11 protein-coding genes are annotated in these 13,621 nt (G+C 72.3%); 4 read left to right on the top strand and 7 right to left on the bottom strand.

The genetic code is table 11. The features are described 5' to 3' along the window. Positions 1–173: 173 nt before the first annotated feature. Both ACFYSH_RS33700 and ACFYSH_RS33695 read left to right on the top strand, forming a co-directional pair. A complete protein-coding gene (locus ACFYSH_RS33700) occupies positions 174–1,757 on the top strand; it encodes an alpha/beta fold hydrolase (RefSeq protein ID WP_388757651.1) in 1,584 nt (527 codons plus the stop codon). 84 nt (positions 1,758–1,841) lie between these two features. Beyond that, positions 1,842–3,320: an alpha/beta hydrolase gene (locus ACFYSH_RS33695; protein ID WP_388757648.1), complete on the top strand. Its 1,479-nt coding sequence runs from the start codon at positions 1,842–1,844 to the stop codon at positions 3,318–3,320. A 76-nt stretch (positions 3,321–3,396) separates the two neighbouring features. On the opposite strand, the gene moeZ is transcribed toward ACFYSH_RS33695, so the two are convergent. The 7 genes from moeZ to ACFYSH_RS33660 form a co-directional block, all read right to left on the bottom strand. After that, positions 3,397–4,575, bottom strand: a complete 1,179-nt coding sequence (gene moeZ, locus ACFYSH_RS33690) for an adenylyltransferase/sulfurtransferase MoeZ (protein ID WP_351284027.1) — start codon at positions 4,573–4,575, stop codon at positions 3,397–3,399. An 84-nt stretch (positions 4,576–4,659) separates the two neighbouring features. Beyond that, positions 4,660–5,487 (bottom strand): spherulation-specific family 4 protein, encoded by an 828-nt coding sequence (locus ACFYSH_RS33685; RefSeq protein WP_388757645.1) that lies wholly within the window; start codon positions 5,485–5,487, stop codon positions 4,660–4,662. Beyond that, positions 5,475–6,440 carry an NAD-dependent epimerase/dehydratase family protein gene (locus ACFYSH_RS33680; protein WP_359479173.1) on the bottom strand — a complete coding sequence of 322 codons (966 nt, stop codon included), beginning with the start codon at positions 6,438–6,440 and terminating at the stop codon, positions 5,475–5,477. The genes ACFYSH_RS33685 and ACFYSH_RS33680 overlap by 13 nt, the downstream gene beginning before the upstream one ends. A gap of 132 nt (positions 6,441–6,572) precedes the next feature. Next, positions 6,573–7,799, bottom strand: coding sequence for a hypothetical protein (locus ACFYSH_RS33675; protein WP_388757642.1), 1,227 nt, complete (start codon positions 7,797–7,799; stop codon positions 6,573–6,575). A 40-nt stretch (positions 7,800–7,839) separates the two neighbouring features. Beyond that, on the bottom strand, positions 7,840–9,672 hold the full coding sequence (locus ACFYSH_RS33670) for a DUF3492 domain-containing protein (RefSeq protein WP_388757653.1): 1,833 nt from the start codon (positions 9,670–9,672) through the stop codon (positions 7,840–7,842). Positions 9,673–10,093: 421 nt separating this feature from the next. Next, positions 10,094–11,413 carry a DUF3152 domain-containing protein gene (locus ACFYSH_RS33665; protein ID WP_388757639.1) on the bottom strand — a complete coding sequence of 440 codons (1,320 nt, stop codon included), beginning with the start codon at positions 11,411–11,413 and terminating at the stop codon, positions 10,094–10,096. Positions 11,414–11,421: 8 nt separating this feature from the next. Then, positions 11,422–12,387, bottom strand: coding sequence for an alpha/beta hydrolase (locus ACFYSH_RS33660; protein WP_359479165.1), 966 nt, complete (start codon positions 12,385–12,387; stop codon positions 11,422–11,424). A gap of 110 nt (positions 12,388–12,497) precedes the next feature. On the opposite strand from ACFYSH_RS33660, the gene ACFYSH_RS33655 reads away from it, so the two are divergent. Both ACFYSH_RS33655 and ACFYSH_RS33650 read left to right on the top strand, forming a co-directional pair. Beyond that, positions 12,498–12,719 (top strand): hypothetical protein, encoded by a 222-nt coding sequence (locus ACFYSH_RS33655; protein WP_359479162.1) that lies wholly within the window; start codon positions 12,498–12,500, stop codon positions 12,717–12,719. 170 nt (positions 12,720–12,889) lie between these two features. After that, positions 12,890–13,531 carry a TetR/AcrR family transcriptional regulator gene (locus ACFYSH_RS33650; protein WP_073744957.1) on the top strand — a complete coding sequence of 214 codons (642 nt, stop codon included), beginning with the start codon at positions 12,890–12,892 and terminating at the stop codon, positions 13,529–13,531. Positions 13,532–13,621: the final 90 nt, after the last annotated feature.

Below are 13,621 nucleotides of genomic sequence, written 5' to 3'. Positions count from 1 at the left end.
GTATCGGGGCGACCCTCCGCCTTGCGATCGCACGCACCAGACGCCGCCAGGCCCGCCCTTCGGGCGGACGGCGCTACTTTCGAAACACGCCCTAGAACGTACGCGCGAGGGCGGGCCACCCGCATGGACCGCGCCCCGCGCGTTCCCCCACGCCCCGTCGCACGATGAGGGGCATGAGGACCTCTCCCGCTCTGCGTGCCGCCGCCCTCGCCGCCACCGTGCTGCTGCCGCTGGCCGCCTGTTCGGACGACGGAGGTACGAAGAGTTCGACGCCGTCGGCGGCCTCGACGGCGTCCCCCACCGCCACGGCCGAGGAGCTCTCCTCCCAGAAGCTCGACTGGAAGCCCTGCCCGGCCCCCAACCAGGCTCAGGGCAGCGGCGCGGCCCCCTCGCCGCTGCCCGGCGGGGGGGCCTGGGAGTGCTCCTTCATGGACGCACCCCTCGACTACGCGGACCCGGAAGGCCGGACCATCGAACTGGCGCTCGTCCGCGCCGCCGCCAGGAACCAGGACCGGCGCATCGGCTCGCTCATCTTCAACTTCGGCGGGCCGGGCGCCTCGGGCATCGCCACGCTGCCGTCCTTCGGTACGGCGTACGACACGCTCCGCACCCGCTACGACCTGGTGAGCTTCGACCCGCGCGGTGTCGGCCGCAGTGAGGGCGTCGCATGCTCGGACGACGAGACGCTCGACACCCTGTACGAACAGGACGGCACCCCGGACGACGCCGAGGAGGAGAAGGAGTTCGTCGCCGGCCAGAAGTCCTACGTCGCGGACTGCGAGGAGAACTCCGGGGACGCGCTGCCCTACGTCGGCACGACGAACGCGGCCAGGGACATGGACCTGCTGCGCCAGGTGCTCGGTGACGACAAGCTGTACTACTTCGGGATCTCGTACGGCACGGAACTGGGCGGTGTCTATGCCCACCTGTACCCCGACAAGGTCGGCCGGGCCGTCCTGGACGCGGTCGTCGACCCGAGGGAGAACTCCTTGGAGTCCTCCCTCGGCCAGGCCGAGGGCTTCCAGCTCGCCCTGGACAACTTCACCACCGACTGCGCCGGGCGCGACGACTGCAAGCTCCCCGGGGCCACGTCGAAGGAGGTCCAGGAATGGATCGCCGATCTGCTCGCCCGGCTGGAGAAGAAGCCCGTCCCGGGGCTCGGCGAACGCGAGCTGACCGAGACCCAGGCCACCACCGGCATCGCGTCCGCCCTCTACTCCAAGGAGACCTGGCCGTTGCTCGAACAGGGCCTCGACGAGGCGGACGGTGACAACGGAGGACTGCTGCTCGCTCTCGCCGACTCATTGAACGGCCGCTCCGAGGACGGGCACTACGACAACTCGAACGCGGCCAACGCGGCGATCAACTGCGCGGACTCCAAGGAGCGGTACAACCTGGAACAGACGAGGAAGGCGCTCCCCGCATTCCGCGAAGCCTCTCCCGTCTTCGGTGACTACCTGGGCTGGGGTCTGATGTCCTGCACGGGCTGGCCCGTGGCGGGCGCCTGGGACACCCCGGACGTCAGCGCGCCCGGTTCGGCCCCGATCCTGGTCATCGGCAACACGGGGGACCCGGCGACCCCGTACGCCGGCGCGAAGGCGATGGCCGCCGAGCTCGGCAAGGGAGTCGGGATCGAGCTCACGTACGAGGGCGAGGGCCACGGGGCCTACAACGGCGGCAGCACCTGCGTGCAGCGGGCCGTGGACGCCTATCTGCTCGAAGGGAAGGTCCCGAAGTCGGGAACGGTCTGCCGGTGACCGCTCGTTGGACGACCGGACGACGGTGAGACACCCGGACTGCTCCGAGCGGCGGCTTCCGGCACGGGGGGATGGAGCACGCGCATGCGCGTACGCGGACGGGCTCGTGCGGGCGTGGCGGCGGCCCTGTCGGTGACGGTGCTCCTCGCCGGGTGCGACGACGGGCCCCCCACCACCTCCCGGCTGTCGGACTGGGAACGCTGCGAGGCCCCAGCGGGCGCTACCGCGCCCGGCTCCGGCTGGCGCTGCGCCACCCTCGACGTCCCACTGGACTACACACAGCCGGACGGGGAGACGATCGGCATCGCGCTGATCCGCAGGACGGCCACGGAGAAGAGCGAGCGGATCGGGTCGATGCTCTTCAACTTCGGCGGCCCCGGCGGCTCCGGGGTCGGCATCCTGCCGCGCGCCGCCGCGTCGTACGAGGAGCTCAACACCCGCTACGACCTGGTGGGCTTCGACCCACGCGGGGTCGCTGCCAGCGCGGGGGTCCGCTGCCGCGACGACGAGGAGCAGGAGACGTCCTACCGCGAGGTCGACATGACCCCGGACACCGCGGCGGAGGAAGCCGCCTTCATCGCGGACGCCACGGACTTCGGCGCCGGCTGCGCACGCCTCTCCCCCGCCGTGCTCCCCCACGTCGGCACGTCGAACGCCGCCCGGGACATGGACGCGATCCGCGCGGCGCTCGGTGACCGGAAGCTGTCGTACTTCGGCATCTCGTACGGGACGGAACTCGGTGGGACGTACGCCCATCTCTTCCCGGAGAACGTGGGAAGGGTCGTGCTGGACGCCGTCGTCGACCCGACGGCGAATGCGGTGGGCCACGCCCGCAACCAGGCGACGGGATTCCAACGGGCCCTGGAGAACTACTTCCGGGACCGCGGCCAGGACCCGGCGGAGGGCACCCGCCGGACAGCGCACCTGCTGGAGCGGATCGACGAGAATCCCCTGCCGACCTCCTCCGGGCGCGAGCTCAACGAGTCGCTCGCCGTCACCGGCATCGTGACCCCCCTCTACTCCAGGAGCGGCTGGCCCGCCCTGACGGCCGCGCTCGAGGAGGCCGGGAGCGAAGGCAGGGGTGACCGCCTGCTCGCGCTGGCCGACTCGTACAACGGCCGTGACGGGGACGGGCACTACGACACCCGGAACCATTCCCAGCGGGCGATCTCCTGCGCCGACGCGAAGGCGAGGCCGACGGCTGCCGAAGCCCGGGCGTTGCTCCCCGAATTCCGGACGATCTCACCGGTGTTCGGACCGTTCCTGGCCTGGGACACGGCCGGCTGGTGCGCGGGGTGGCCGGTGGAAGGGGAGCACGACACCCCGGAGGCGAGCGCCCCCGGCTCCGCTCCCGTCCTGGTCATCGGCACGACCGGCGACCCTGCGACGCCGTACGAGGGCGCGCGACGGATGGCAAAGGAGCTGGGCGAGGGGGTCGGCGTCATGCTGACCAACAAGGGCGAGGGACACGGCTCGTACGGCGAGAGCACCTGCGTGACGTCGGTCGTCGACGCCTACTTCCTGCGCGGGGAGGTCCCGGCGGACGGGCGGACCTGCTCCTGACGCCTCGCGCGCGAAGGGGCCGGCTCACGGTGGAGCTGGCCCCTTCGGGCGGACGGCGCTACTTTCGCAACACGCCCTAGTAGACCGGCTTCTCGGGCTCGATCTGGTGGACCCAGCCGATGACGCCGCCGCCGACGTGCACCGCGTCGGCGAAGCCCGCCGACTTGAGGACCGCAAGGACCTCGGCACTGCGGACACCGGTCTTGCAGTTGAGGACGATGCGCCTGTCCTGCGGGAGGTCCTGGAGGGCGCTGCCCATCAGGAACTCGTTCTTCGGGACCAGCCGGGAGCCCGGGATCGAGACGATCTCGTACTCGTTCGGCTCGCGGACGTCGATGATCTCGATCTTCTCGTCACCGTCGATCCACTCCTTGAGCTGCTTGGGAGTGATCGTGGAACCGGCCGCCGCCTCCTGGGCCTCCTCGGACACGACGCCGCAGAAGGCCTCGTAGTCGATGAGCTCGGTGACGGTGGGGTTCTCGCCGCAGACCGCGCAGTCGGGGTCCTTGCGGACCTTGACCTGGCGGTACTGCATCTCCAGCGCGTCGTAGATCATCAGACGGCCGACCAGCGGGTCACCGATACCGGCGAGCAGCTTGATGGCCTCGTTGACCTGGATGGAGCCGATGGACGCGCAGAGCACGCCCAGGACGCCGCCCTCGGCGCAGGAGGGAACCATGCCGGGGGGCGGCGGCTCCGGGTAGAGGCAGCGGTAGCAGGGACCGTGCTCGGACCAGAAGACGGACGCCTGACCGTCGAAGCGGTAGATGGAGCCCCAGACGTACGGCTTGTTCAGCAGGACCGCGGCGTCGTTGACGAGATAGCGGGTGGCGAAGTTGTCCGTGCCGTCCACGATCAGGTCGTACTGCGCGAAGATGTCCATCACGTTCTCGGCTTCGAGCCGCTCTTCGTGAAGGACCACGTTCACCAGGGGGTTGATCCCCTGCACGGTCTCCTTGGCCGACTGGGCCTTGGACTTGCCGATGTCGGCCTGGCTGTGGATGACCTGGCGCTGCAGGTTCGACTCGTCGACCTCGTCGAACTCGACGATGCCGAGCGTACCGACGCCGGCCGCGGCCATGTACATCAGAGCCGGCGAGCCGAGGCCGCCGGCTCCGACACAGAGCACCTTCGCGTTCTTCAGACGCTTCTGTCCGTCCATCCCGACATCCGGGATGATCAGGTGGCGGGAGTACCTGCGGACCTCATCGACGGTGAGCTCAGCGGCTGGCTCGACCAGGGGTGGCAGCGACACAGGAACCTCAACAATGCAGGTGGTCGGTTTCTACGTACTTCATCTACGTACGGTTGTTCTTCCGTAACACTGCCACGCCGCTCCTCATTCCGAGATACCTGGTCCGATCCGCGAGACGAATTCGTCCCAGTAGCTGGGCAGTGTCGCAAATGGGCCGTTCTGCCCGTTCGCGCCGTCCCGGTCGGTGAAGAAGATCGAGCCCGCGCCCTGCCAGCGGGCGATGCGCATGGCCTCCTCCAGGTGCGTGCGCGGGACCCCGTGGACGAGGTGCGCGAACCGGCTCGGCGCGTACCCGGCGGTCCACTCGGCCACCTGCGACCAGCGGTAGTCGGCCCACGGCCCGCGGAAGGTGACCAACTGGTCGGCGGCCTCCGCGTAGCCCGGGTACGGATGGGTGCCGTGGCCCAGGACCAGCCACCCTGCTTCCTCGTCCCCGCTGTCACTGTCCGCCAGGAGCGCGGAGAGGGTGCTGGTCAGCCGGCGGACCGCGGGAAGCCCGCCGCGTTCGGCCGGACAGTGGTCCAGGTAGAAACCGCCGACGCGATACCACTCGAGGTAGGACCGGGCCTCGGTCACCAGCTCGCCGACGGGACGGCTGCCGAAGGCCAGGTCGAGGTGGCCCAGCACCCTGCCGCCCTCGGCCCGGACGGTGTCTTCGGGGGCGTTCCCGTGCAGGGCACGCTCGCGGGCGTCGCGCAGCCGGCCCGCGATCTCCAGGCAGTGCGGGTCGGGTCGGGCGCCCGGCCCGTCGTCGATGTTGAGGACGGCCCAGTGCAGCGGTGTGCCCGGCCGGTCGAGTCCCGCCCATTCGGCCGGTGCGAGCAGCGGATGGGCGCACCCGGGCACACCGACACCGAACTGTTCCGTCGCGCCGGTCCGCAGGGCTGAGCCGGCACTGCTCAGATACGGCACGCCGCCTCCATCCAGATGTCCGCGAGGGACTCCTCCAGATTGATGCGGGGACGCCAGCCGAGCCGGTCACGGGCGGTGCGAACGTCGGCCTGCTGCCAGGCACCGCAGCCGTCGGGGTAGGGGGACGGGGTCGCCGCGAGGTGCTCCACGACCGATTCCTGGGAGGCGCGGGGCGCGTGGAGGGGGAGCCGGGCGGGGGGTGTGTCGAGCTCGTGGAGCGCACCCGCGTATCCGGCGACCCTGGCGAGGACCGCCGCGGCGTCACGCAGCCGTACGGCCCGGCCGGTGCCGATGTTGACGACACCCTGGGCGGCGGAGAGCGAGGCGGCGTGCACGGCGCGCGCCACGTCGCGTACGTCGACGAAGTCGCGCTGCACCCCGAGGCCGCTGAGCTTGAGCTCGGGGTCACCGGTCTGCATGGCGCGGCGCATGGTCTCGGCGAGCCTGCCGAGCGGGGAGCCGGCCGGTGTGCCGGGCCCGACCGGGGAGAAGACCCGCAGCACCACCGCGTCAAGACCGGAGCCGAGCACCAGCTCGGTGGCGGCCAGCTTGCTGACGCCGTACGGGCCTCCCGGCCGGGGCACGGCGTCCTCCGCGGTGGACGAGCCGGGCTGCGAGGGCCCGTACTCGGAGGCACAGCCGACCTGGACGAGCCGTGCGCTGCAACCGCTGCGGCGCATGGCTTCGCAGACGGTCGCCACGGCGACGGTGTTGTGGCGGGTCAGGTCCCTGGCGCCGCCGCGGGTGGCACCCGCGCAGTTGACCACGACACCGGGGTGGACGGCGTCCAGGAAGCGGGTGAGCGCTCCGGGGCTGCCGCCCGCGAGGTCGAAGCGCACGTCGGCGTCGTCGCCGCGCCCGAGTGCCGTGAGGTGGACGGCGGGGTCGGCGAGCAGCCGGTCGGCGACGAAGCGGCCGAGGAATCCGTTCGCTCCGAGCAGCAGAACCCTCATCGCGCGCCCCCTCGGTGCCGACGGCGGGCTGCCGGTGCGGGGGATTGGGGGGTCATGTCTGGCGTCTCCTTGAGAAGGGTGTGTGCGGTACGGGAGACCCGCGGCGTCGGCTCCGCGGGGGTGGGGCAGGCCCTAGGCGTGGGCGGATGCCCGGGTGAGGGTGACCGAGGCGTGGGCCAGCAGCCCGCACGCGGCGATGCCGCAGGCGAGGGCGGGTACGCCACCGGGGCCGGCCGCGACGACGACGGCGTCGACGGGCCGGGCGAGGACGCCGAGGCCGGGGAGCCGGCCGGCGAGGACCAGGAAGGGGGCCGCCACTTCGACGACGCAGGCTGCGGCCAGCCCGGTGGCGGCGGGCTCAGGGAATCCGTGGACGGCCAGCAGCCGGGCAAGGAAGAGCAGGACTCCGAGGGCGGCCGGGCCCACGAGACCGCCACCCGCGCCGGACCGGCCGAGGCCGGCGAGGAACAGCAGCGCGGTCAGCGCGCACAGGAAGAGTGCGACGACACCGAGGAGCAGGGGGCGTACGCCCGCGCCGAACTCCGACAGGCCGTGGGAACCGGCCAGCCGGTGACGGGCCCGTACGGCGAACAGGTGGGCACACCAGGCCGCGGGGGCCAGGGCCGGGGCCAGTCCGAGCAGGGGGGCGGGCGCGGCGGTCCAGTTACCGTCGGGGCCCCCGCTGATGACCTGGGTGAGCAGGTCGTCGCCGTATACGACGTAGCCGAGGAGCCAGCAGACGTACAGCGTGACGCCGCCGGTGCCGCCCGGGGCGTGCAGCGGGCCACCGCGCAGGGCGAACCGGAGCCCCAGCAGGACGAGCAGCGCTCCGACGGCGGTCACCGCGAACCGGGCTTCGCCGCCGAGGACCCCCTCGGTGGCCCTGAGCGCCCCTGCTGTCGCGAGGCATGCGGAGCCGGGCAGCAGCGCGGGGAGTGCCCATCCGGCCCGCACGTTCTCCTCGTCCTTGCCGGGGCCCGGGTCCGGCCGGGGGGTGCGGGGGGTGTGCCCACCCGCGCCCGGTGCGCGGGCGTAGAGCTCCTCCGCGAGCGAGAAGACGTCGCGGTGCCGGTAGCGCGCGGCGGTCCGGTCGGTGAGACCGTGCGCCTCCAGGCCGGCGGCGATCTCCAGAGGGTCGACCGCACGCTCGCAGAGGTCCCGGTGCCGGTGCATGAGCGCCCGCACCGGGTCGGCGGGCCCGCGCCGGATCACGGGCCCACGGTTGGGGTGGTAGGCGACCTCGGGCGCCCGGTCCGAGGAGCGTTCCGTGGAACGGTGCGCGGAACGGAGCGCGGCAGGAGGTTCGCCGGCCGGTGCGCTGGGGTCGTCCAGGGACGGGGCGTCGTTCGGTCTGCCCATCGGGGTTCCTCCGTGGCCACGGCCGTGGCCGCTCGTCTCGTCACGCATCGCCGCCTCCCGCTCCGCATACGCCGGCGCGCCCGCCGTACGCGCCGACGGCCCAGCTCGGCACCCGGGAGGCACCGGTGGCGGCACCGGCGTGGACACCGGGGGAGGTGGCGGCGGAGATACCGGCGGCGGCCGGCTCGGCGAGCTGGGCATCCAGCACGTGGGCCTCCGGAGGCGTGGCGAAGGGGCGCGGCGGGCCGCCCGGGCCCCGGGGGCCCGGAGGCGTCACCCAGCGCGCCGGGGCATGCCCCACCAGGTCCAGGTAAACGCCGCGGAAGGCCGCGAGGTTCTGCTCGACGGTGAAGAGTTCGAGCGCCCTGGCGCGCGCCGCCGCGCCCAGGCGTGCGCGGCGCTCGGGGTCGCGCAGGAGCGCGACACACGCATCGGCCAGCGCCCGCGGATTGCGCGGGGGCACCACCAGCCCCGTACCGCCGACGACCTCGACCACGGCGCCCACATCTGTCGAGACGGTGGCGCGGCCGCAGAACATCGCTTCGACCAGGCTGATGGGGAAGCCTTCGACGACGCTGGACAGCACGACGACACCGCCCGCGGCGTATGCCTCCGCGAGGTCGGGCACCTCGGGGCCGCCGATCTCCTCGAAGGTGACGGGGTTGTCGCCGACCGCGTGCGCGTCCGTGGCCTCGTCGGGGAAGAGTTGTGCGGCGAGTGCCCGGCACTGGGCCAGGTAGGCGTCCCCCTCGCCCCCCGTGACCGGCGCGCCGAAGATCCGCAGCCGGGCGTCCGGCTCGGATCCGCGCACCTCGGCGAAGGCGTGGAGCAGGGCGATCAGGTCCTTGGCGGGTTCGATCCGCCCGATCCACACGAGTGTGCCCGGACCGCCTCCGTCGTCGCTCTCCCCCACGGCTCCGAACCGCTCCGCCTCCATACCCGGGTAGACCGTGCGCAGCTTGCTCCGGTCGGCGCCGAACCGCTCCTGCCAGCGGCGGACGTGGGTGTTGCCGGGGGTGATGAGTGCGGCCTGGCGGTAGACCTCCGAGGCGAGCGCTCCGTGGAAGTTGGCCAGCAGCGCGCGCACGGGAGCTCCGCGCCGGGCTTCGGGGGCCGCGAGGTAGTGGGCCCGCAGCGGCACCCCGTGCTCCGTCACCAGCAACGGCACACCGAAGAAGCGTTTGGCCAGCAAGCCCGGCAGAGCCGACGCACCGCCGGAAACGGCATGGCAGAGGTCGACGGCGCCGAGACCGTCCTCCTCGTACCAGTCGACGGAGAGGGGGCGCAGGGCGCGTTCCAGTCCGGCCACGAAGGCGAGGTAGTCGGGCACGGTGGCGGCATGGACGGTCCGCCCGGTGCCCGGGGCGCGGCAGGCCGACTCCACGATGCGTACGGTCGTCTCGGAGCGCAGGGCGTGGTGCAGTCCGCCCTGCTCCCGGGCCAGTTCGGCGAGGCCGTAGAGGCCGTCCGTGAAGCGTCCGGCCGCCGCTTCCGCGGCCGCTCCGCCGGAGCCCGGTCCGGTCTCCGTGCCGGCGCAGACCGCCCCGACGAGCGCCGTCACATGCGCCGCGAAGCGCCTGCGGTCCCGCCGCCCGTACGAACGCCCCAGACCGGTGGCGAGTCTGCCGGTCAGGCCCCTTGGCCGGCCGGTGTGCCGGGCGTCCTCCTCATGCGTCCACATCGGCGCCGTCCGCACCCGCTCGACATGGTCGGGGAGCCTGACCCAGCCCTGTTGCTCCTGGTCGGCCGAGCGGCTGAGCGCGAAGAGGTCGAACTCGTGTTGGGGAAGGCCGCGCACCAGGCGGTCGCACCAGAGTCTGGACTCACCGGTCGCATACGGATAGCCACCGTCCGTGAGCAGTCCGATCCGCACGAGCACACCCCCGATCTCCCTTGTGGTCAGCCGCCGTTGCCCGGCGACCCGCAGCGAGGACGACCGTAAGCGGACAGACACGTGGAGCGACGGACGGTTGTCCGTCGCACCACCGAAAGGGGTGAACCGGCGTAACTTTCCCGCACCGGTCGCGTTCCGTTGCGATAAGAGCGCACTCGGTGACGCTCCGGCCGATCGCGGCGTGGGCCCCCGGTCCAGGCCCGGAACAGAATTCCGTCGACCACCATGCGGTGGTCACTCCACCGGCCTCCCCGGGCGTCCGGCGGCGGCAGATGCGGTTCCGGGAACGGCCACCCGCCGCTCGCCGGGCCCCCCGGCCCCCTACCCGAACCGACGAGCGGCCGCTCGGAGATCACAGGGTCGCCGGACAACGCCTCGGCGGACGGGGCGTCGGGATCGTTCAACTGCCCGGATACACCCAGGGGTTGGGGCGGCACTTGACGCCGTCCAGATTCAGGGTCTTGGTCTGCTGCTGCATCACGGGCGCCAGGGCACCGGGAGTGCGGCAGCTCGCGTGGTTGTGCCCCAGCCGGTGGCCGACCTCGTGGTTGATCAGCATCTGACGGTAGGCCAGGAGCTTGTCCGGTCCGAAGGTCGACGCGCCCTGCGCCCAGCGGTAGGCGTTGATCATCACGCGGTCGGTGGCCGCGGAGTCACAGGAGACGTTGTCCTCGGTGGTGTCAAGGCCCGACTTCGCGCACCAGTCCGCCGTGGTACCCGGACTCGCGAGGGTGATCACGAAGCTGGGCTCCCCGGAGGAGATCCGCTCGAAGGTCATGGCACCGTTGTGCGCCCAACTGCGGTCGTCGTTCAGCGTCTTCTGCACGGCTTCGGCGAACAGCCCGGCATCCAGGCCGAGTCCTTTCTCCACGTCGATCCTGTACCGGTACTTGGTTCCCTTGCCCGGGGCCTCCGCCAGCCCCGCCACCGCCTCGAACGCCCCGGAGGCCTTCAGGTCCGGTGCCAGCGGAAAGGCTGTGGCCATCTTCTGCGCGTACGTCAGGGGCTTGGCCTCATGCCGTTGCACCTCCGGGGCCGACTGGTCCGCCGCGCCTGACGTGTCCTCGGAGTCCTGTCGGTCGACCTCCGAGGTCTGCGGGTCGTCCGCCACGTCGCCGGGGTCCTGCGCCACCTGCCCGGCCACCACGACCGCGAGCACGGTGGTGACGGCGGCGGCCGCGATCCCCGTGAACGTGCGGCCCCTGCCGCCCTTCGCCGCCTGGACGTCCTCGTCGCCCCCGACGTCGTCGGGCCCACCGGGCCCCGCGGCCGTCCGGGCCGTGTCCTCGGGCGGAACCGGCGGCAGGTGACGCGAGGGGGTCGTGTCGAACGCCTCCAGGAACTCCCTGCGCGGGCCCGGTATCAGCGTGGAGCTGCCGGTCTGCGGACCGGCCGTGCGCCGTCCGGCCGCCTGTTGTGCCGCCTGCTGCCGCGCCGTGGCGGCCTGCCTGGCGAGGAAGACGTCCTGGCCGCCCGGGGCCCCCGGGTCCCGCCGGGCGTCGTACTGCGGCTGCGGCGCGGTTCCCCAGCCGCCGCCCGGCTCGCGCTGTTCGGGATGTCCGCCGCGCACCTGCGAAGCGTCATGGTGGGGGCTGTGGCCGTCCCGCGGCGGGGGTGTGGCGGGGTCCTTCCCCCGTCGGCCGGTGCCACGTTCGGCACCGGTGGAGGTGCCGGTTTCGCGCCGGGTGGCCTCGGGGCCCTTTCGACTGTGTCGTCCCACGCCCCGGATCAGCTCCCGCCGCGTTCGTCGAGCAGTTCCCGGAAGGCCTGGGCGACCGCCTCCGGGTACTCCATCATCGCCACGTGCCCCGCGTCGGGCAGTGCCAGCAGGCGCGAGTCGCGGAAGGCCGCGGACGCCCTGCGTGCCATCCGGTACGAGACGAGCTGGTCCCGTCCGCCGTACACGAGCAGGGTCGGTGCGAGCACCCGCTCGGCCTGGCGCCACAGCCCGTGCTGTCCTCCCAGCGTGTAGGCATCGACGATGCCCCGCGCCGAGCGCGTCATGGCGTCCCAGAAGTACGGCAGTTCCAGCCGGCGCTCCATCTCGGCGACCGCGTGGCGGAAGGCTTCGTCGGAGATCCGTGCCGGATCGCCGTAACAGAGTGCCATGGCGCCACGGGTGCGCTGCTCCGCGGTCCAGTCCCGGGTGAGCCGGGCGAACAGGGATGCGACGCCCGGGAGTGCGAGCAGGGCGGTCGGCACGGCGGGCCGCTGGACCCGGATCTCGGGCAGGGCCGGGGAGATCAGCGTCAGCGTGCGCACCAGGTCGGGCCGGACCGCCGCGACCCGGGTGGCAACAGCGCCACCCAAAGAGTTACCGAAAAGGTGAACGGGCCCGCGCCCTCCCGCGTCCAGCAGCCTGATCACCGCCCGGGCGTGTCCGGTGACGGAGTAGTTGCCGTCGTCCGGCGGCGGGGAATCCCCGAAGCCGGGCAGATCGACCGCCTCGCTGTCGAGCGCGTCCGCCAGCAGCGGCATCAGGGCCGACCAGTTCTGGGAGGAGCCGCCCAGACCGTGCACGAAGAGAGCGGGGGCGGATCCCGTCACCTCCGCCGGGCGGCAGCGGACGGTCAGCGAGAGCCCGGGCAGGGCGACGGAGCGCAGCTCCTCCCCCTCCACGACCCGGACGGCACTGACCGTGGGCGCCACCGCGGCGGCGGCGGCGTGGATACCGGGCAGCTCGGTCGAAGACATGCGCCAATATTACGAGACGATCACGCGGCGGTTCATGTGTTCGCGGTCACAGGCCGCATAGCGCACCCGGAGGGAAACTCCTAGGCTGCAAGGGAGGGAAGGGAGCCACCATGACGGTCGACCCGAGCGACCCGGACACCTTCGAGGATCCGCAGCCGGACGAGGACGAGACGGACCCCGAAGCCCCTGAAGCCGACACCGCCGAACAGCGGGCCGCCGTCCGGCCGGAGCGCGACGAACCGCTCACCGGCATCGACCGCGACGCCGCGAACGAAGCGGATGCGGCGGAACAGACCCGCGTGGTCACCCACGACGAGGACGATTACCGGTAGAAGGCCCCGCTTTGCGGCCCGGAGCCGGTGCATCCGTGGCTACCGGAGTCGTCCGGTCCGTGAAATTCTGCGTCCGCGCCGCGCACACCCGGGTTACCCAAAAGTACGATGGGCCCCACGACGCAGCGTGTACGTACGACTGTGTTCGACCACGAAATTTGGGAGGCGGCGTGACAGCCATCGAGCAGACAGAGGCGGCGCGCCCGCGGGGCACCCGGCTTCCCCGCCGTGCCCGACGCAATCAGCTGCTGGGCGCCGCGCAGGAGGTCTTCGTCGCCCAGGGCTACCACGCCGCGGCGATGGACGACATCGCCGAGCGGGCCGGTGTCAGCAAGCCGGTGCTGTACCAGCACTTCCCGGGCAAGCTGGAGCTCTACCTCGCCCTGCTCGACCAGCACTGCGAGTCACTGCTGCAGGCGGTCCGTACGGCGCTCGCCTCGACCACGGACAACAAGCTGCGTGTCGAGGCGACGATGGACGCCTACTTCGCGTACGTGGAGGACGAGGGTGGCGCCTTTCGTCTGGTCTTCGAGTCCGACCTGACCAACGAGCCGGCGGTCCGCGAACGGGTGGACCGGGTCTCGCTGCAGTGCGCGGAAGCCATCTCCGACGTCATCGCCGGCGACACGGGGCTGTCCAAGGACGAATCGATGCTGCTCGCCGTCGGCCTCGGCGGCGTCTCCCAGGTCGTGGCGCGCTACTGGCTGTCCAGCCCCTCCGGCATTCCGCGTGACACCGCGGTCCAGCTGCTCACGTCCCTCGCCTGGCGGGGCATCGCAGGATTCCCGCTGCACGGCGTCGATCAGCACTAGGGCGTGTTTCGAAAGTAGCGCCGTCCGCCCGAAGGGCGGGCCTGGCGGCGTCTGGTGCGTGCGATCGCAAGGCGGAGGGTCGCCCCGATA

Origin of the sequence: Streptomyces sp. NPDC005791 (genome assembly GCF_042871485.1) — a bacterium.
Taxonomy (GTDB): Bacteria; Actinomycetota; Actinomycetes; order Streptomycetales; family Streptomycetaceae; genus Streptomyces.
This window is presented reverse-complemented; position numbering and strand designations above follow the sequence as displayed.